This window comes from Sandaracinus amylolyticus (genome assembly GCF_000737325.1).
Taxonomy (GTDB): Bacteria; Myxococcota_A; Polyangia; order Polyangiales; family Sandaracinaceae; genus Sandaracinus; species Sandaracinus amylolyticus.
This window is the reverse complement of record NZ_CP011125.1, coordinates 8,269,845-8,286,257: the sequence shown is the minus strand read 5'-3', so window position 1 is coordinate 8,286,257 and position 16,413 is coordinate 8,269,845. Positions and strand designations below refer to the sequence as shown.

Sequence of the window (16,413 nt, the reverse complement as noted above, 5' to 3'; positions counted from 1 at the left end):
CGCACGCAGGACGGTCGTGGCCGTGGCTACATGCGTAGCTCCGTGCACCGCCTCGGTACTTTCGCCTGCGATTTGGGTGTCGTGTGGAAGGGCCTTCGTCGTCATCGATGCGCTGCGGGCCGCAGGATTCCCATCTGCCGGAGCGCTTCGACTCCCGTCACCAGCATCCACTTCGTGTCTGCTGCCGACGCTCGTCGCGTCGCTGCACTCCGTCCAGCTGGCGCTGGACTCCGTGCAGCTCCTAACGACTCCCGTCACCAGCATCCACTTCGTGTCTGCTGCCGACGCTCGTCGCGTCGCTGCACTCCGTCCAGCTGGCGCTGGACTCCGTGCAGCTCCTAACGACTCCCGTCACCAGCATCCTGATTCCGTCGCGCGTGCTACGCCTCGTCGTGTCGTCACGAGGGACCTTCGAGTGAGCGCGCGCCGACAGGTTCGCTCCTCGGACTCACCGTTCGTCGAGCGCGTCACGCGCGTGACGTACGACGCGGCGGTCCGCGAGCTGTCGACGCCCGACGGCACCTGGGATCTCGTCGTCATCGAGCGCGAGGGACGCAGGCTCGTCCTGCAGACCGGGCTCATCACGCGGCCCGTCGAGCTCGAGAACGACGCGGGCGACGCGTATCTCGCGATCTCGTTCAAGCCGGGCGTGTTCCTCGCGAAGCAGCCCGGCGTGAGCACGGTCGACCGCGGCATCGTGCAGCCGATCCTCTCGCCTCGCGCGTTCTCGATGCACGGCGAGACGCTCGAGATCCCCACGTTCGACAACGCCGACGACTTCGTCGCTCGCCTCGCGCGCCGAGATCTCCTCGCGCGCGACGAGCTCGTCGCCGATGCGGCGCGCGGCGACGTGCGCGCGATCGGGACGCGCACGCTACAGCGCCACTTCGTGCACGCGCTCGGCATCACGCCGAAGCAGCTCGCGCAGATCCAGCGCGCGTGTCGCGCTGTCGAGCTGCTCGAGCGCGGCGTCGCGCCCGCCGCGGTCGCGATCGAGGTGGGCTACTCCGATCAGCCACACATGACGCGCGCGCTGAAGGCCCTGGTGGGTCGCACCCCGGGCCAGATCCGCGGCGGATGAGCGCCTGCCGGAGTGCTCGTCGCGCCGTTCCCGGACGGGAGCGCGCGAAGCGCGCGGACGGTAGGGCCCGGCGGGCGAGCCGATTTGAGCGCCTGCCGGAGTGCTCGTCGCGCCGTTCCCGGACGGGAGCGCGCGAAGCGCGCGGACGGTAGGGCCCGGCGGGCGAGCCGATTTGAGCGCCTGCCGGAGTGCTCGTCGCGCCGTTCCCGGACGGGAGCGCGCGAAGCGCGCGGACGGTAGGGCCCGGCGGGCGAGCCGATTTGAGCCCCTGCCGGAGCCGATTGCGATTGTCGCATTCCTTCAAGAGCGCTCGGAGGGCCGGTGCTTGACTGACCCTCATGAAGATCACGCCCTTCCGAATCGACGTCAGCCAGAACGTTCTCGACGACCTCCGCGATCGCGTCGCGCGCACCCGCTTCCCCGAAGCGCCCGAGGGCTGGAGCGCGGGCACCGACTCCGCGCTCATGAAGCGCCTCACGAAGCACTGGCTCGACGAGTACGACTGGCGTCGTCACGAGTCCGCGCTCAACGCGCACCCGCAATTCGTCGCCGACGTGAACGGCACGCCCATTCACTTCGTGCACGTGCGTGGACGCGGCCCGAGCCCCACGCCGCTGCTCCTGATCCACGCGTTCCCCGACTCGTTCCACCGCTTCGTCGACGCGATCGGTCCGCTCACCGATCCCGCCGCGCACGGCGCCGATCCCGCGCTCTCGTTCGACGTGATCATCCCGTCGCTGCCCGGGTTCGGATTCTCGGGGCACACGGCGATGTCGGTCGACGCGACCGCGGACACCCTCGCCGCGCTCATGAAGGGCCTCGGCTACGACCGCTACCTCGCGGGCGGCGGCGACGGGCCGATCCCCATGGCGATGTCGCACCGCCACGCCGAGTCGGTCGCCGGCATCTACTGCGTCGACGTCGGCTATCCCGACGGCAACACCGACTTCGCGAGCCTCAGCCCCGAGGAGCGCGAGTTCGCGCAGTGGATCCACGCGTGGTGGATGCGCGAGGGCGCGTTCAACATGATCCAGTCCACCAAGCCGAGCAGCCTCGCGTTCGCGCTGAACGACTCGCCGGTGGGCCTCGCCGCGTGGCTCATGATCCTCTTCGCGAGCGGCGCGGAAGATCGCGTCGAAGAGCGCTTCACGCTCGACGCGCTGATCACGAACGCGATGATCTACTGGGTCAGCGGCACGATCGGCTCGGCGATGCGCAGCTATCTCGAGAGCGCACGCGCGATGTACGCGAGCCCCGCCGCGGCTCCGCGCGGTCGGAGCGAAGTGCCCGCGGCAGTCGCGCGGATGCCGCTCGACGCGCCGCTTCCGCGCGCCTGGGCCGAGCGACGCGTGAACGTCGTGCAGTTCACCGAGATGGAGCGCGGCGGGCACCACTCGTCGTGGGAGGTCCCCGACCTCTTCGCGAAGGACCTCCGCGACTTCCTCGCCACGCTGCGCCGTCGCTCGCACTGACGCGCGATGTCCGGCTCGCGCACGGCGCCTCCGCCGACGGCGGGAACTTTCGCCCGCGATCCGTGGTCCGACGCGCGACGTGCGATGGCTGGCGCACCACTTCGAAGAGGGCGGGTGGGGGATGTACCCGCTCGTCGCGTGCCTCGCCGTCGCGCTGCTGATCACGATCGAGCGCGCGTGCGCATTGCTGCGAGCGCGGCCGAACGCGGACGCGCTGCTCGACGCGCTGCGCGCTTGTTTGCGAGTCGGTGACGTGACCGGCGCGATCGCGATCTGCGAGCGCAATCGCGGCCCGCTCGCGCGCATCGCGCTCGCGGGCCTACGCGAGTCGTTGCAGTCGGTGCCACGCATCGAGGCCGCGCTCGCCACGCGATGGATGCTCGAGGCGCAGCCGCTCGCGCGGCGGCTCGGATATCTCCAGCTGATCGTGCAGATCGCGACGCTCTTCGGCCTGCTCGGCACCGTCACCGGGCTGTTCGGCGGCTACGGTCACACCAACGCCGACGCGTCTTCGCGCGCGACGATGCTCGCGCGCGGGATCTCCGAGTCCCTCAACTGCACTGCGGGCGGGCTCTTCGTCTCGATGGTCGCGCTGCTCGCGCTCTGCCTGCTCGACGGCCGCGCCCGCACGCTGCGCGAGGAGCTCGAAGAGGGCACGCTGGCGATCCGCAACATGCTGATCGACCATCGCGAGCACCTGCGATGGAACGGCGCGCGAGCCCCGCTCGACCGTCCGACCTATCGCACGGCGCGGTGAGATGAACATCGGCGACTACTCGGAGTGGCGGCGACATCGCGGTGATCGCGCGAAGTACGCGTGCTTCCGCTGCCGCGTGTGCTTCAAGTGGCCGCACGAGCGCGCCGCGTCGGTCTCGGGCCAGCGGCGCTGCTTCGCGCGTCCGCTCTCCGTGCCAACGTGTCCGCACTGCCGCGCGACGATGCGGCCGATGGGCTACACGTACGAGCCTCCGCCGCGCCAAGACCGCCGCGCGTGGGAGCGCGACGCGCGCCGCTACGCACGTTGAGCCTGCGGCTCGCGCGCGATCGTCCGCCACGATCCCCGCTCGATCGCGAGGGCGGCTGCCTCGCGCCGTGCTCGCGCCACGGCGCGTTCTTCGCGCGGCGCGTCGGTTGCCTCGTCGCGTCGCCCGGAGGACGCGCCATGCAGATCACGAGCACGAAGCTTCGGGGCAAGAAGATCGCGGTGCTCGCCGCGGATGGATTCGAGCACGTCGAGCTCAGCATTCCCGAGAAGGCGCTGCGCCTCGCGGGCGCCGACGTCGAGATCGTCTCGCTCCACCCCGGGCGCATCCGCGGCATGAACATGACCGCGCCGACGAAGACCGTGCGCGTCGATCGCACGATCGACGAGGTGAGCGTCGACGAGTACGACGCGCTCTTCGTCCCCGGCGGGTTCATCGGGCCCGACCTGCTGCGTCAGAGCGGCCCCGCGCGCCGCTTCGTCGCCGCGTTCGACGCCGCGCAGAAGCCGATCGCGACGCTCTGCCATGGCCCGTGGATGTTCGCGTCCGCGGGGATCGCGCGCGGCCGCACGCTCGCGTCGTGGCCCGGCGTGCGGGACGATCTCGTCCACGCCGGCGCGACGTGGCGCGACGAGCCCGTCGTGCGCGACCGCAACTGGATCACCAGCCGCGGTCCTCAGGATCTCAAGCAGTTCGTCCCCGCGATGCTCGCGCTCTTCGCCGACTCCGGGCTCCACGCGGAGGACGCGACCGCGCATCGGCTGCAGACCGGCTCGTCCCCCGCGCACGAGTCGCCGCCCCCGATGGCGGTCGCGGTCGCGCGCATGATCCCGGGACCGACGATTCGCACCGTCGCTGCCGCCGCCGCCGTCGCCGCGGTCGGCGCGCTCGCGCTGCGCGCCGTGAGCGCGTGAGTCAGCGGAGCGCGAGCTCTCCGAGCCTCGCGGCGTGCGCGAGGCTCTCCGTCTTGTGCTCGCGCTCGTCGAGCACCATCGAGCGCAGCAGATCCGCGACGCTCGTGAACCCGTGCACGCCCGCGGGCTCGTGCTCGAGCTCGGGGTGCGCGGCGAGGAAGCGCAGGTACTCGCGCTCCGCGCGATCCTCGAGCTCCGCGTTGAGGTGCAGGCTCCACGCGGGATCGACCCAGTGCGCGATCCACGCGAGACGATAGAGCAGCGCCGCGAGCACGCGCGGAACGACGCGATGTCGCCACCATCCCTCGCGCTCTCCGCGACGCTCGCAGAGCGCGTGCATCCAGAACAGGTGCCGCTGCTCGTTGTCCTGTTGGTGACGGCTGCGCTCGATCGTGCGCGCGTGGCCGCTGCGCGCGTCGACGTCACGGTAGTCGCTCGAGATCGCGCCGTACGCGACGCTCTCCCACGCCTGGTACATCACGCGCGCGATCACCTCGAGCGCGCGGAATTTCGGGAACGATCCCTCGCTACCGTAGACCGCGTCGACCGCTCCGATGATCCCGCGCGCGACGAGCCCCGGCGCGACGTGGGGGGAGGGCTCCTGCGCGCGCGCGAGCCGATCGCGCGCCGCGCGTGCGAGCTCGGGATCGACGTCGCGCAGCGCGGTCATGCGTGCGCCGCGATCAGGAGCACGAGATAGACGATCGAGACCGCGGCGAACCCGAGCGCGAGCTCGCGCTCACCGCCGCGCCACGCCGCGACCGCCGCGAGCGGGGGCACGACCGAGAGGCCGGGATGCATCTCGCTGGTGCGCGCGCGGCGCACTGCGACGCCGATCATCGCGACCCACAGCACGATCGAGCTCGCGAGCGAGAACGTCAGCGCCAGATACACCAGCAACGAAGTCGTGAGCATCACGACTCGCGCTCTGCATCGTGTGTTCCAGGCGCGAGGCCCTGGGCGTCGCCGGCGAGCATGGCGTGGCCGAGCGCCACGCTCGCGTCACTCGGTCGCGGCAGCTCCGCTCGCGCGCTGCATCGGAAGCTCCAGGATCGCGCTCGCGCGCGGCGCGAGCTGCACCTCGCGCACCGTGGGCTCGTATCCGTCGGCGACGATCGTCACCGTGTGTCGCCCCGGCGAGAGCCCCTCGACGCGCAGCGGGACGCGGCCTCGCGACACTCCGTCGATCAGCACCGCGCCGCTCGTCATCGGCGCGGTGCGCACCTCGATCGACGACGTCGCCGCGCCCGCGAGCCACCAGTACGTCGCGCCCGCGCCCACCACGAGCATGAAGAACGCAGCGATCGCGAAGAAGACGACGTCGCTGCGGCGCCGCCGCGGCGCGCTCTGCTCCGCGAGGATGCGCCGGCGCGTCGTGGGATCGCGCCGGTTCTCCGAGGACGCGCGGTGCGGCCCGGTCGGCTCGCGCGACGCCGCCTGCTGCGCCTTCCTCTGCGCGGGATCGGTCTTCCCCGTCGGCAGCAGCGCGCGGATCACCTGCGAGTTGATCTCCGCGGGATCGAGCGAGAGGTGCTCGGGATCGATCGGGATCGTCGAGAGCACCTTCTCGTTCGAGTCGGGGTCGCGCATCGTCGTGCGCAGCTCGTCGGCGACCATCACGCTCGGCTCGCTCTCGCTGCCGGGCGGAGGCGACGTCGCAGGGCCCTTCTCGGCCGACGGATTCGGATCGGTGTCGCGCCCGACCTCGCGCTCCTTGGGCTTGCGATAGGGGCCAAGCTCCGCGAGATCGGTGCGCGGCGGGCGCCAGCTCTCCGCGGCCTGGGTGCGGCCCGGGCGGAACGTCGCCTTGAGCGGCCGCACGTGCGACCCACTGCTCGGCTTCGCGCCCTCGTCGGCGCCGTCGCGCTGGAAGAACACCTCGTAGGGGCCGACCGGGCGCACCTCGATCTCGAGCTTCGCGAGCGGCGAGCCCTCGAAGATCTGCGTCTCGGCGTCCTCGTCGTCGTCGAAGAGATCGTGCGCGCCGATCTCGAGGCGCGTGCTCGAGTTGGTGCGCTTGCGCTTCGCTTCGGGCTGCACGCTCGGACGGCGCCCGATCAGATCGAGCACGTCGAGGCGCGCCTTCTCCTCCGCCATCTCGTCGCGGAAGATGCCGCGCAGCCACGTCGTCAGCGTGAAGCGCTCGTAGCCCGGCGCCGCCTCCGCGAGGAACAGCGTGAGCGCCTTCTGCATCTCGTGCGCGCTCTCGTATCGATCGTCGGCGCGCTTGCTGAGCGCGCGCATCACGATCTCGACGAGCTTCGCGGGCGTGCCGGGCGCGGCCTCCTCGAGCGGCGGCACGTCGGCCTCGCGCACGAGCTCCATCGCCTCGAAGTTGTTGGCGCGCGAGAAGAGCGGGCGCCCCGTGATCATCTCGTAGAGGCACGTGCCCGCGGCGAACTGATCGCTGCGCGCGTCCATCGGCGCGCCGCGCACCTGCTCCGGGCTCATGTAGCCGACCTTGCCCTTGAGCGTGCCGGCCTGGGTCTTCGTGCTGCGCGACGCGGCCTTCGCGATGCCGAAGTCGATCAGCTTCACCTTGCCGTCGAAGCTGACGAGCACGTTCTGCGGCGAGACGTCGCGGTGCACGACGTTGAGCGGCTTGCCGTCCTTGCCCTTCGCGGTGTGCGCGAAGTGCAGCGCCTCGCACATGCGCGCGCCGACGTACGCGATCGTCGTGGGCTCCATCGGCAGCGAGAGCTCGCGCAGCCGCCGCAGGATGCCGAGCAGGTCGCGGCCCCACACGAACTCCATCGCGATGTAGAGCGAGCTGCCGACCTTGCCGAGCTCGTGGATCTGTACGATCCCCGGGTGCTCGAGCTGGCCCGCGATGCGCGCCTCGTCGACGAACATGTGCAGGAACTCTTCGTCGTCGGAGAAGCGCGGCAGCAGGCGCTTGATCGCGAGCAGGTCCGAGACGCTCTCGTCCTGCACCGTCTTGCCGAGCCACACCTCGGCCATGCCGCCGGTCGCGATCTTGTCGAGCAGCAGGTACTTGCCGAACGTGACCAGCTTCGACGCCTCGGCGTCATGCGCCTCGGTGGCACCGCGCTGCGTGCTGGTCGTCGGCGCGGACATCAGTACGCGTTCTCCCTCACCGCGGAGCCGAAGACCGTGCGCAGCACGATCTCGATGTCGAAGAGGACGCTCCAGTGCTGGATGTAATAGAGGTCGTGCTCGACGCGCGAGAGCATCTTGTCGAGCGTGTCCGTCTCGCCGCGCCAGCCGTTGACCTGGGCCCAGCCGGTGATGCCGGGCTTCACCTTGTGCCGCAGCATGTACTCGTCGATCAGCTTCTTGTAGTGCTCGTTGTGGGCGATCGCGTGGGGGCGCGGCCCGACGATCGACATGTCGCCCTTGAGCACGTTGAGGAACTGCGGCAGCTCGTCGAGCGAGCTGCGGCGCAGGAACGCGCCGAGCTTCGTGACGCGCGCGTCGTTCTTCGTCGCCTGCGTGACCTTCGCGCCGTCCTCCGCGACCGTCATGCTGCGGAACTTGTAGACGAAGAACTCCTTGCCGTTGAGCCCGTAGCGGCGCTGCTTGAAGAGCGCCGGGCCCTTGCTCGTGAGCTTCACGCCGATCGCGCACGCGAGCATCACGGGGGCGCTCACCGCGAGGAACACCGCGCCGAGCACGATGTCCTCGAGGCGCTTGAGCCGCTCGGCCCACGGACGATCGAACGGCGAGCCGAGCAGGAGGCCGCGCATCGCCTGATCGTCGAGGGAGAGCGCGATCGCGAGCGCCATCAGGTACGCGTCCTCGCTGAGGTCGTACGCGCCGTCGGCCTCGCACACGTGACGCGCCATCGCGAGCAGCGCGCGGCGCTTGATCGGCGGGTCCGCCGAGTACGCGTGCACCGCGGACTCGAGGTCGAAGCGGCTCGCGTCGAAGTCGCGCAGCCGCTGCTCGAGCTCGACTGGCAGCACGCGCGTGCCGAGCAGGTCGAGCAGGCAACGTCGCACCGCGTCGCGCTCGCGATCGCAGAAGCGCGTGTCGGCGTGCACTGCGCCGAGCAGGATGTCGGCGACCGGGTACAGCGAGGTCGCGTCGATCGCGGGAGGAGGCATGGTCGCCGGGGACGCCATCGGCCCACGGTTCTACCACGAGCGCGGCCCACACCTGCCCACGTCCGCGAGGTTCCGCGTGTGCCAAGTGGGCGATCGACGCGACGTGTCCGCTAACCCGAAGAACATCGGCTCGTCCCGCCGCTCCTACCGTCCGCGCGCTTCGCGCGCTCCCGTTCGGGATCGGCGGGACGAGCACTCCCGCAAACGCTCGCCCGCCGCTCCTACCGTCCGCGCGCTTCGCGCGCCCCCGTTCGGGATCGGCGGGACGAGCACTCCCGCAGGGTTAACCCGCCGCCGGCTCCTCGGCGTCGTCGCGCTCACGCGACTCGGGGCGAAGCGCGTCCGAGAGGAACGCGAACGCCTCGGCCAGGCGCGGATCGACGCGCGACTGCGCGCGCACCAGCGCGTTCGCGTCGAGCAGCTTGCGCCACAGGTCGTCCTCGGCGACGAGCCGCGCATCCATCAGCACGCGGAGCTTCGTGTCGGCCTCGCGGCGCAGCGCGTCCTCCTTGTCCGCGGCCTTGATCGCGAGTCCGAGTGCGCGCCGCAGCTGCGCGCGCGTGAGCCCGGTGAGGCGAACGCTCGGGTTCTCCTCCCACACGCGCAGGAACGTCTCGATCAGCTCGCGGTAATCGCGCCGCGGTCGGAGCTTTCGCGAGCGCTCCGCGGGTGTGAGCGCGATCGGCGCAGGCTTCGCGCGCTTCTTCGCAACCTTCTTCGCTGACTTCTTGCCGACCTTCTTGGTGTTCTTCTTGGTCGCCACGTGATCTCCGTCGGTTCGAGCGCGATCCCACACGATCGCAGCAGGGAAACTGACGGAAAACATTGGTCATTCGCAACGTCCGTACTCGGATACGGAGATCTCGCCTTCACCAGGCGACCGCTTCGCATCGCGAAGGCGACCACATCGCATCACCGATGCCGGGACCTCGCCTGGCGCAGGCGAGGTCACCGCCTGCCGTAGGCGACGAGGCCGCCCGGCGCAGGCGACGCGGACGCTACGCGGTCTCGCGCTCCACGAGCTCGACGGCGCACTCGAGCTCGAGCGCGAAGCGACCGCGGCGCGTCGGCACGATGCGGACCTCGGGGCACTTCTGCTCGAGGCGCTTGCGCAGCAGGATGAGCCGGCTCTCGAGGTTGTCCTTGATCGCCGGCAGGCCGAGCCAGGGATCGAGGCGCAGCTCGCGGTTCGAGTACTCGGTGCGCCGCTCGCGCGCGTGGGCGTTGAGCAGCTTCCAGAGGATCTTCCCGGGCACGTTGCGGATGAGGTACTCGCCGTCGACGAACACCGCGTCGTCGTTCTTGTAGAAGCAGAAGACGCGGGTGCGGTCTCCGCCGGGCAGCGAGATGCGGATGCGATCGGGATCGGGACGACGCGCGCTCGGGCTCTCGTCGTCGTCCTCGTCGTCCTCGTGCTCCGCGAGGTGGTCCATGCGGCTCGCGATCTGGTTCGCGAGGACCTGGAGGAACGCCTCGTGCCACGGCTCGAACGCGGCGGGATCGCGGCTCTCGATCGCGAGCACGCCGAGCAGGCGATCCTCGACCAGCAGCGGCAGGCCGAGCTGGCTGCGCGCGTCGGGCAGGCCGGGCAGCGGGATCTCGGGGCGCACGTTGGCCTGCGAAGGCGCGCGCCGGGTCGCGTCGCGGATCGCGCGGCCGTAGCGCAGGCCCGCGTCGATGCCCGCGACGGCGAGCACGCGCCGCTCCTCGGCGACGGTGCCGACGAGGCCGTCGCCGATCGCGACCTCGGCGCCGATGCCTCCGTCGCCGTAGCCGTGGCTCGCGATCGTGACGAGGCGCTTCCCGCTGCCGTCGGGCACGAGGACCATCGCGTGGCCGAACCCGAAGAGCTCCTCGAGCGCGGCGAGCGTCGACGCGAGGAGCGCCTCGAGATCACACGCGCGGTTGATGCGCGCCGAGACGGTCTGCAGCGCGCGCAGCTCGCTCGCCGGGCCGGGGATCGCCATCGGCTCGTCGTGCCCGGTGATGCTCGGCTCGGCGCCGGTGAGGAAGTCCGCGAGCACTTCGATCTCGAGCACCTCGAACACGTCGGACGAGAGCAGCTTGAAGACGCCCTTCATCCCGGTGTGCGAGGCGATCGCGTCGAGGCGCGCCGACATCGACTCGAAGAGCGCGCCGTCGCGCTCGCTGCGCAGGAAGCGCAGGCGCATCTGGTAGGCCTGCAGCGTGAGCGGGTCGACGATCTGCACGCACGCGAGCGGGCTCTGATCGAGGTTGCGCCGCGTCTTGTTGAAGAACTGGCAGGAGAGCGCGACGTGGCGATCGTCGACGACCTGCACGTGGCTCACGTAGCTGACGTTGGGCAGACCGTCGGCGTCGCAGGTCGCGATCGCGCCGGGCACGATCCCCTGGAAGCAGCGCGAGAGGCGCTCGAGCGGGACCGCGAGCTTCACGAGAGGCGCGCTCCCGCGGCGGGACCGGGCGTCTGCTCGAAGACGTCGGTCACGTCGAGATCGATGGCGACGGCGGGCCAGGTGGACACGCGCATCGTGACGCGGCGCGGGATGCCGACCACGTCGAGCGCGACCGCGAACGACGCGCGATAGGACTCGACGATCGCGCGCTCGTCGTCGCTCGCGTCGCGCACCGCGGTCGTCGTGCCCTTGAGCTGGTAGGTGCGGTGATCGTGGGGGCGCGAGAACGTGAGCGCGATGCGCGGCTCGACAGCGAGGTTCGCGACGGCGCGCGCGCCGACCGCGCGCGGGACGAAGATCGTGACGCGCGCCGGGCCCCGGACGACGACGCCGACGGCGCGCGTGCACTCGGGCATGCGCTGCGCGTCGCGCGTCGCGATCAGCATCGAGGGACCGCTCTCGAGAACGTCGACGAGCTCGGCGGACAGCATCGTTTCCCGACCGAGCAATCTAACAGATGGTCACTCGGTCGGCGGGGGCGTTTCGATGGGGGTCGAGGCGTCGGCGGGGAGCTGCAGCCGCGGCGTGCGCGCGCCCGGCCCGTCGACGAAGTACGCGACCGCGCTGCGACCGATCGCGAGCGTGCCCGCGCCCGCGACGCTGCCCGAGACGAGCGTGCCCGCGCCGGGGATCAGCTTCACGAGCTGCTGCGCGCCCCAGCGAAGCCCGAACGCGGCGCCGCCCATCACACCGACCGAGCCGAGCCACTCGAGCGCGGCGCGTCGATCCCAGGGCTGGCCCGCGAGGTACGCGACGCCGCTGACCATCACGCCCTGCAGCGGGAGCAGGATCACCGCGTCGGAGAACGGGACCGGCATGAGCCCGACGGTCACCGCGGCCGCGGCGCAGTGGTTCACGATCGTGCGCGCGAGCTCGCGGCGCATCTCGACCGGCACCGCGAGCGCGCGCACTGCCTCGACCTTCGCCTCGTCGGCGAGCGCGTCGTGGATCGCGGCCGCGACCTCCTCGACGTTCCATCGAACCGGCTGATCGGGGCCGCCGAGCTCGCCGCCCGCGAGCACCGGGATCGGGCGCGTGATCTTCGTGGTCGTGCCCGCCTCGAGCTGCTTCTTCAGCGCGAGCGTGGCGGCGTCGAGGCGCGCGAGATCCTCGGTCGCGAAGCGCACGCCCGACTCGGCGGCCTCGGGCTCGGTGACGCGATCGACGTGGGTGATCACGCCGATCGTCGCGGGGCGCGCGGCCTTCGCGTCGCCGATCGTCTTCGACTCGGCGAGCATCGTGTGGATCTGCGCGAGCGTCTCGCGCGCGGCCGCGCCTTCGGTCTCGGGCGCGTCGGCGCGCGCCGCGACGACGATCACGTCGGGCACGCTCTCGTCGAGCGCGCGGCGCACCATCGCGAGGCGTCCGCCCTCGAGCGGACCGCTCGCGACCTCGAGCCAGTCGAGGTGACGACCACCCGCGTCGATGCGGATCCACGCGTCGGGCGGCGATGCCGCGTGCTCGCCGAGCGGCAGCGCGGGCAGGCGGAGCAGCGAGTTCGCGAGGCTGGTGCGTCCGCTGCCGCGCGCGCCGACCGCGAGCACGCGCGGCGTGCGGCGGTCGTACAGCAGCTTGCGCAGGTGGGTGAGGTCCTTCTTCAGCGAGCCGAAGAAGGGCAGGCGATCGACGATCGCGAAGAGGTCGTCGAGCTCACCGTGGTGCGGCGGCGGCGAGGGCGGATGATCGTCGTCGGAGCGGCGGGTCATCGAGGAATGGCATGCACCCCCGGGGGCGGGAGGTGCAAGGGCAACCCGCACGACGTCGGGATTCTTCACGCATCAGCGCACGGCGCGGATGCCCCACTCGGCGCGCAGCTCGTCGAGCTCGCGCGCGAAGTGATCCTCGATGCGGATCGGCGCGAGGAACTTCGCGCGACGCCCGTCGCGATAGCCCGCGGCGGCCATGCGCACGATGCGCGGATCGGTGACCGAGAAGCGCACGCCCGCGGCGAGCGTGACCGCGGCCGCGCTCGCCATCCCGGTGTTGCCCCACGTGAAGGCCTGCAGCGCGACCTCGCCGGCGACGTCGCTGTCGTAGCCCGTGAGCACGTGCCAGAGGTCGTGCACCTGGCGCATGCGCTGCGCGATGTACGAGGGCACCTCGGGCAGGCCGGGCGGCGACTGGAAGAGGTCGGGGTCGAGCCCGTTCGCGTCGAGGAAGCGCACGTACGCGCCGCCGAGCGTGCTCGCGGGCATGGCGCGCAGCGCGTCGTAATCGACCGTCGAGCGATCGATCGCGGGTCGCTCGCGGAGCAGGCGCGCGCCCTCGTCGTCGGTGGTGAAGCGCGCGAGGAACGTGGGGTACGTGCCGCGGTTGACGAGCAGGCCGACGTAGAAGACCTGCTTGGTGTCGTCGGGATCCGCGATCAGCGCGCGCAGCGCGCGGTACGCCATCGCGGTGCGCTGGAGCGGCGTGCCCTCGAGGGCGATGCGCGCGGCCTCGCGCTCTCGCGGATCTTCCGGGGGCGCGGGCTTCGCGGCGGGCGCGCTGCGGGGACGTTCGGTCGACGGCGTCGCGTGCTGGGTCGCGTGCATGGGCGCTCCTGTTGTCAGATCTGACAATAGGCGGATGCGCTCTCTTGTCAAGCGTGCCAATACGCCCCGGGCTATCTTCGCGGCGATGGCTCGTACCCCTGCCCGCGGGCGAACGTCTCGCGCCGCGGCACCGTCCGCCTCCTCCGAGAAGAAAGCCGCGCCCGAAGCGCGCAGCACGCGCCGTCGTCGGAGCCCCGAGGAGGCGCGCCGGCTGATCCTCGATGCGACGAAGACGCTGCTCGCGCAGCACGGCCCCGACGCGGTCGGGCTCAAGGAGGTCGCGAAGGCGGCGGGGGTGAGCCACGCGCTCGTCTCGCACTACTTCGGCACCTACGACGCGCTGGTCGAGGCCGCGCTGCGCGATCACATGCTCGAGACGCGTGTCGAGACGCTGCAGCGCATCGCGGACGTCGCGCACGCGGGGCCGGCGGAGTGGGTCGAGATGTGCTTCGAGCAGCTCGCGCATCCGCTCTCGGGGCGGCTGCTCGCGTGGGCGATCCTCAGCGGGCGCATGGACAGCGAGGACTTCTTCCCGCGTCGCGATCAGGGCATGCGCTTCGTCGCGGACGCGATCGAGGCGCGGGTGCGCGCGCAGCTCGGCGAGGATCGTGTGCCGGCGCGCGAGGACATCGAGTTCGGGATGCTGCTCGTGTTCTCGGCGGCGCTCGGGTACAGCTTCTCGCGCACGGTGCTCTGGGAGAGCCTCTCGAAGAAGCCGAGCGCGGAGCGCGATCGGTGGTTCCGCGAGAAGCTCGGAGAGCTCGTGACGGATGCGCTGCCGATCGCGCGCGGGCTCGCGCACTCGGGCTCAGAGCGCGACGAGTAGGTACCCGGCGATCACGGGAGACAGTGCGAGCGCGGCGATGCGCGCGAGGCGTGTCGAGCGGCCGCTCGCGCGGAGCAGCGCGGCGGGCAGCCAGAAGAGGCCCATCACGAGCAGGCCGGCAGTCCCACCGAGCTCCGCGGCGCGGACCCAGCCGAGCCCTCCGTCGCTCGCGAGCGCGACGCTCGCGGCGCTGAGCGCGCCCCAGTTCGCGCCGAGCCCCGCGCCCGCGCCGAGCAGCACGAGCACCGGGAGACGCCGCACGCGGCGCGAGAGGAGCCACGGCGCGCCCGCGCCGATCGCTGCGCCGATCAGCGCGCTGGTCGCCGCGACCGCGAGCGCGAAGAGCGCGCTCGCGCCGAGCATCGTGGCGACCGCGAGCGCGCTCGCGCCGCCGACCCACGCGAGATCGAGCGCCCATCCGCGGCGCGTCAGGAGTCGCTCGATCGCGAGGTCGTTCGTCTCGGGCTCGGGGATCGTGATCGTCGTCGTCATCGCTCGCTCCTCCAGTGCGCGGAGGGCGATGGCAACGCGCGTTCCACCGCGTTTTCTCGGCGAGAACGCGAGATCCGTCGCGCGCCGCGCGACAGAACGTCAGCGCGGCGTGCGAGCGTCACGACATTCAGTCGGTGCGGATCGATCCCGCGATCTGCCGCGTCGCGACGTTGAGGCGGTTCCAGGTGTTCACGTTCGAGATCCCGAGGACGAGCGCGGCGAGCGCGGGCTCGTCGAAGTGGTGCGTGACCTCGCGCCAGAGCTCGTCGGGCACCGGGTCGGCGCGATCGGCGACGCGCGTGATCGCCTCGGTGAGCGCGAGCGCGGCGCGCTCGGCCGGCGTGAAGTGCGGCGACTCGCGCCACGCCGCGACCGCGAAGATGCGCTCGTCCTTCTCCTCGCTGCGCTTCAGCGCGCGCGAGTGCATCTCCACGCAGAAGCTGCAGCCGTTGATCTGGCTCGCGCGCAGGTTCACGAGCTCCAGGGTGCGACGGGGCACACCTGCTCTCTCGATCGCGGCGCCGAGCGCCTGGAGCGCCTGCATCGCGTCGGGGACCATCATCGCGGGGTGCTTCATCCGTGCTCGCATCGTCATCTCGAACCTCCTGATCGTCTGACGGATGGCGGAGCGCGGATGTGACCGGTCACGTGCACGTCGTTCCATCCGTCATCGAGATCGAGGAGAACGACGGGATGGAACAGCTGGCGGAGCGATGGCTCGCGGATCGTGATCACCTGCGCGCGGTCGCGTATCGGATGCTCGGATCGGCGAGCGAGGCCGACGACGCGGTGCAGGAGGCGTGGATCCGGGTGAGCCGCGCGGACACGAGCGAGGTCGAGAACCTGCGCGGGTGGCTGACGACCGTGGTCGCGCGGGTGTGCCTCGACATGCTCCGCTCGCGGAAGTCGCGCCGCGAGGACGCGCTCGATGGACACGCCGAGCGCGTCGGTGAGGGCGATCCCGAGGCCGAGCTCGCGCTCGCCGACTCGGTCGGGGTCGCGCTGCTCATCGTGCTCGAGACGCTGCCGCCGGCGGAGCGCGTCGCGTTCGTGCTCCACGATCTCTTCGACGTCTCGTTCGACGAGATCGCGCGCATCGTCGATCGCTCGGAGGTCGCGGCGCGACAGCTCGCGAGCCGCGCGCGCCGGCGCGTGCAGGGCGCCCCGAGGCCGGACGACGCGGCGATCGCGCGGCAGCGCGCGGTGGTCGAGGCGTTCGTCGCGGCGGCGCGCGGAGGGAGCATCGACGCGCTCCTCGCGGTGCTCGATCCCGACGTCGTGCTGCGCGCGGATCGCGCGGCGGTCCCGGCGGGGGCGGAGACCGAGGCGCGCGGCGCGGAGGTGGTCGCGCGGCGTGCCTCGCAGGCGCGGGCCCGGCACGGGACGCTCGCGGTGGTCGACGGCGCGGTGGGCATCGTCGTGGCGCCGCGCGGCGTGCTGCGCGGCGTGCTGACGTTCACGTTCGCGCACGATCGCATCACGTCGGTCGAGGTGATCGCGGATCCCGAGCGGCTCCGCGCGCTCGACATCTCCGTGCTCCCGGCGTGACTTCCGCGCGGCCGGTCGAATCGGACAGAATCGCGGGAGGGCGGGGGAACGAACCATCGTG

At 71.6% G+C, this 16,413-nt stretch carries 17 protein-coding genes and 2 pseudogenes; 7 read left to right on the top strand and 12 right to left on the bottom strand.

The genetic code is table 11. The annotated features are described in order from the left end of the window. Positions 1 to 415 precede the first annotated feature (415 nt). From DB32_RS48750 to DB32_RS34950, 5 genes are all read left to right on the top strand, one after another. The gene (locus DB32_RS48750) at positions 416 to 1,081 is read left to right on the top strand and encodes a helix-turn-helix domain-containing protein (protein ID WP_053237003.1); all 666 of its coding nucleotides are present in this window, start codon (positions 416 to 418) and stop codon (positions 1,079 to 1,081) included. A gap of 338 nt (positions 1,082 to 1,419) precedes the next feature. Beyond that, positions 1,420 to 2,553, top strand: coding sequence for an epoxide hydrolase family protein (locus tag DB32_RS34965; RefSeq protein WP_053237002.1), 1,134 nt, complete (start codon positions 1,420 to 1,422; stop codon positions 2,551 to 2,553). Between the two features lie 79 nt (positions 2,554 to 2,632). Continuing rightward, entirely contained in the window at positions 2,633 to 3,310 is a 678-nt protein-coding gene (locus DB32_RS34960; RefSeq protein ID WP_053237001.1) for a MotA/TolQ/ExbB proton channel family protein, read from the top strand. A gap of 1 nt (position 3,311) precedes the next feature. Beyond that, positions 3,312 to 3,578: a hypothetical protein gene (locus DB32_RS34955; protein ID WP_053237000.1), complete on the top strand. Its 267-nt coding sequence runs from the start codon at positions 3,312 to 3,314 to the stop codon at positions 3,576 to 3,578. A gap of 137 nt (positions 3,579 to 3,715) precedes the next feature. After that, the gene (locus DB32_RS34950; protein WP_053239059.1) at positions 3,716 to 4,450 is read left to right on the top strand and encodes a type 1 glutamine amidotransferase domain-containing protein; all 735 of its coding nucleotides are present in this window, start codon (positions 3,716 to 3,718) and stop codon (positions 4,448 to 4,450) included. Position 4,451: 1 nt separating this feature from the next. Here the strand turns inward: DB32_RS34950 and DB32_RS34945 are convergent, their stop codons facing one another. The 10 genes and pseudogenes from DB32_RS34945 to DB32_RS34905 all read right to left on the bottom strand — a co-directional run bounded on the left by DB32_RS34945 (position 4,452) and on the right by DB32_RS34905 (position 13,486). Next, positions 4,452 to 5,120 carry a hypothetical protein gene (locus DB32_RS34945; protein ID WP_053236999.1) on the bottom strand — a complete coding sequence of 223 codons (669 nt, stop codon included), beginning with the start codon at positions 5,118 to 5,120 and terminating at the stop codon, positions 4,452 to 4,454. Then, positions 5,117 to 5,365 (bottom strand): hypothetical protein, encoded by a 249-nt coding sequence (locus DB32_RS34940; RefSeq protein ID WP_053236998.1) that lies wholly within the window; start codon positions 5,363 to 5,365, stop codon positions 5,117 to 5,119. The genes DB32_RS34945 and DB32_RS34940 overlap by 4 nt, the downstream gene beginning before the upstream one ends. Positions 5,366 to 5,452: 87 nt before the next feature. After that, a complete protein-coding gene (locus tag DB32_RS34935; RefSeq protein WP_053236997.1) occupies positions 5,453 to 7,528 on the bottom strand; it encodes a serine/threonine-protein kinase in 2,076 nt (691 codons plus the stop codon). Next, positions 7,528 to 8,136, bottom strand: a pseudogene (locus DB32_RS50330) (exopolysaccharide biosynthesis polyprenyl glycosylphosphotransferase); the annotation flags it as partial. The pseudogene DB32_RS50330 and the gene DB32_RS34935, both read right to left, overlap by 1 nt. 30 nt (positions 8,137 to 8,166) lie before the next feature. Further along, a pseudogene (locus DB32_RS50325) lies at positions 8,167 to 8,517 on the bottom strand (TerB family tellurite resistance protein); the annotation flags it as partial. 283 nt (positions 8,518 to 8,800) lie between these two features. Further along, positions 8,801 to 9,280, bottom strand: a complete 480-nt coding sequence (locus DB32_RS34925; RefSeq protein ID WP_053236995.1) for a hypothetical protein — start codon at positions 9,278 to 9,280, stop codon at positions 8,801 to 8,803. Between the two features lie 235 nt (positions 9,281 to 9,515). Beyond that, entirely contained in the window at positions 9,516 to 10,931 is a 1,416-nt protein-coding gene (locus DB32_RS34920) for a GAF domain-containing protein (RefSeq protein ID WP_053236994.1), read from the bottom strand. Continuing rightward, positions 10,928 to 11,383 (bottom strand): pyridoxamine 5'-phosphate oxidase family protein, encoded by a 456-nt coding sequence (locus DB32_RS34915; RefSeq protein WP_053236993.1) that lies wholly within the window; start codon positions 11,381 to 11,383, stop codon positions 10,928 to 10,930. The genes DB32_RS34920 and DB32_RS34915 overlap by 4 nt, the downstream gene beginning before the upstream one ends. A 30-nt stretch (positions 11,384 to 11,413) precedes the next feature. Continuing rightward, positions 11,414 to 12,658 carry a YcjF family protein gene (locus DB32_RS34910; protein WP_053236992.1) on the bottom strand — a complete coding sequence of 415 codons (1,245 nt, stop codon included), beginning with the start codon at positions 12,656 to 12,658 and terminating at the stop codon, positions 11,414 to 11,416. 72 nt (positions 12,659 to 12,730) lie between these two features. Then, positions 12,731 to 13,486, bottom strand: a complete 756-nt coding sequence (locus DB32_RS34905; protein WP_053236991.1) for a Coq4 family protein — start codon at positions 13,484 to 13,486, stop codon at positions 12,731 to 12,733. 85 nt (positions 13,487 to 13,571) lie between these two features. On the opposite strand from DB32_RS34905, the gene DB32_RS34900 reads away from it, so the two are divergent. Continuing rightward, positions 13,572 to 14,312 (top strand): TetR/AcrR family transcriptional regulator, encoded by a 741-nt coding sequence (locus DB32_RS34900; protein WP_053236990.1) that lies wholly within the window; start codon positions 13,572 to 13,574, stop codon positions 14,310 to 14,312. On the opposite strand, the gene DB32_RS34895 is transcribed toward DB32_RS34900, so the two are convergent. Next, on the bottom strand, positions 14,295 to 14,804 hold the full coding sequence (locus DB32_RS34895; protein ID WP_053236989.1) for a hypothetical protein: 510 nt from the start codon (positions 14,802 to 14,804) through the stop codon (positions 14,295 to 14,297). The genes DB32_RS34900 and DB32_RS34895 overlap by 18 nt on opposite strands. A gap of 127 nt (positions 14,805 to 14,931) precedes the next feature. Next, positions 14,932 to 15,393, bottom strand: a complete 462-nt coding sequence (locus tag DB32_RS34890) for a carboxymuconolactone decarboxylase family protein (protein ID WP_053239058.1) — start codon at positions 15,391 to 15,393, stop codon at positions 14,932 to 14,934. A 104-nt stretch (positions 15,394 to 15,497) separates the two neighbouring features. Between DB32_RS34890 and DB32_RS34885 the strand changes: the two genes are divergently transcribed. Continuing rightward, positions 15,498 to 16,352, top strand: coding sequence for a sigma-70 family RNA polymerase sigma factor (locus tag DB32_RS34885; RefSeq protein WP_053239057.1), 855 nt, complete (start codon positions 15,498 to 15,500; stop codon positions 16,350 to 16,352). Positions 16,353 to 16,413: the final 61 nt, after the last annotated feature.

What these genes read in the sequence shown, in the direction of transcription:
- DB32_RS34885 (WP_053239057.1), top strand. Translation starts at nt 15,498, where the DNA reads ATGGAACAGCTGGCGGAGCGATGGCTCGCGGATCGTGATCACCTGCGC.
- DB32_RS34945 (WP_053236999.1), bottom strand. Translation starts at nt 5,120, where the DNA reads ATGACCGCGCTGCGCGACGTCGATCCCGAGCTCGCACGCGCGGCGCGC.
- DB32_RS34900 (WP_053236990.1), top strand. Translation starts at nt 13,572, where the DNA reads ATGGCTCGTACCCCTGCCCGCGGGCGAACGTCTCGCGCCGCGGCACCG.
- DB32_RS34895 (WP_053236989.1), bottom strand. Translation starts at nt 14,804, where the DNA reads ATGACGACGACGATCACGATCCCCGAGCCCGAGACGAACGACCTCGCG.
- DB32_RS34965 (WP_053237002.1), top strand. Translation starts at nt 1,420, where the DNA reads ATGAAGATCACGCCCTTCCGAATCGACGTCAGCCAGAACGTTCTCGAC.
- DB32_RS34935 (WP_053236997.1), bottom strand. Translation starts at nt 7,528, where the DNA reads ATGTCCGCGCCGACGACCAGCACGCAGCGCGGTGCCACCGAGGCGCAT.
- DB32_RS34955 (WP_053237000.1), top strand. Translation starts at nt 3,312, where the DNA reads ATGAACATCGGCGACTACTCGGAGTGGCGGCGACATCGCGGTGATCGC.
- DB32_RS34910 (WP_053236992.1), bottom strand. Translation starts at nt 12,658, where the DNA reads ATGACCCGCCGCTCCGACGACGATCATCCGCCCTCGCCGCCGCCGCAC.
- DB32_RS34950 (WP_053239059.1), top strand. Translation starts at nt 3,716, where the DNA reads ATGCAGATCACGAGCACGAAGCTTCGGGGCAAGAAGATCGCGGTGCTC.
- DB32_RS34940 (WP_053236998.1), bottom strand. Translation starts at nt 5,365, where the DNA reads ATGCTCACGACTTCGTTGCTGGTGTATCTGGCGCTGACGTTCTCGCTC.
- DB32_RS34915 (WP_053236993.1), bottom strand. Translation starts at nt 11,383, where the DNA reads ATGCTGTCCGCCGAGCTCGTCGACGTTCTCGAGAGCGGTCCCTCGATG.
- DB32_RS34890 (WP_053239058.1), bottom strand. Translation starts at nt 15,393, where the DNA reads ATGCGAGCACGGATGAAGCACCCCGCGATGATGGTCCCCGACGCGATG.
- DB32_RS34905 (WP_053236991.1), bottom strand. Translation starts at nt 13,486, where the DNA reads ATGCACGCGACCCAGCACGCGACGCCGTCGACCGAACGTCCCCGCAGC.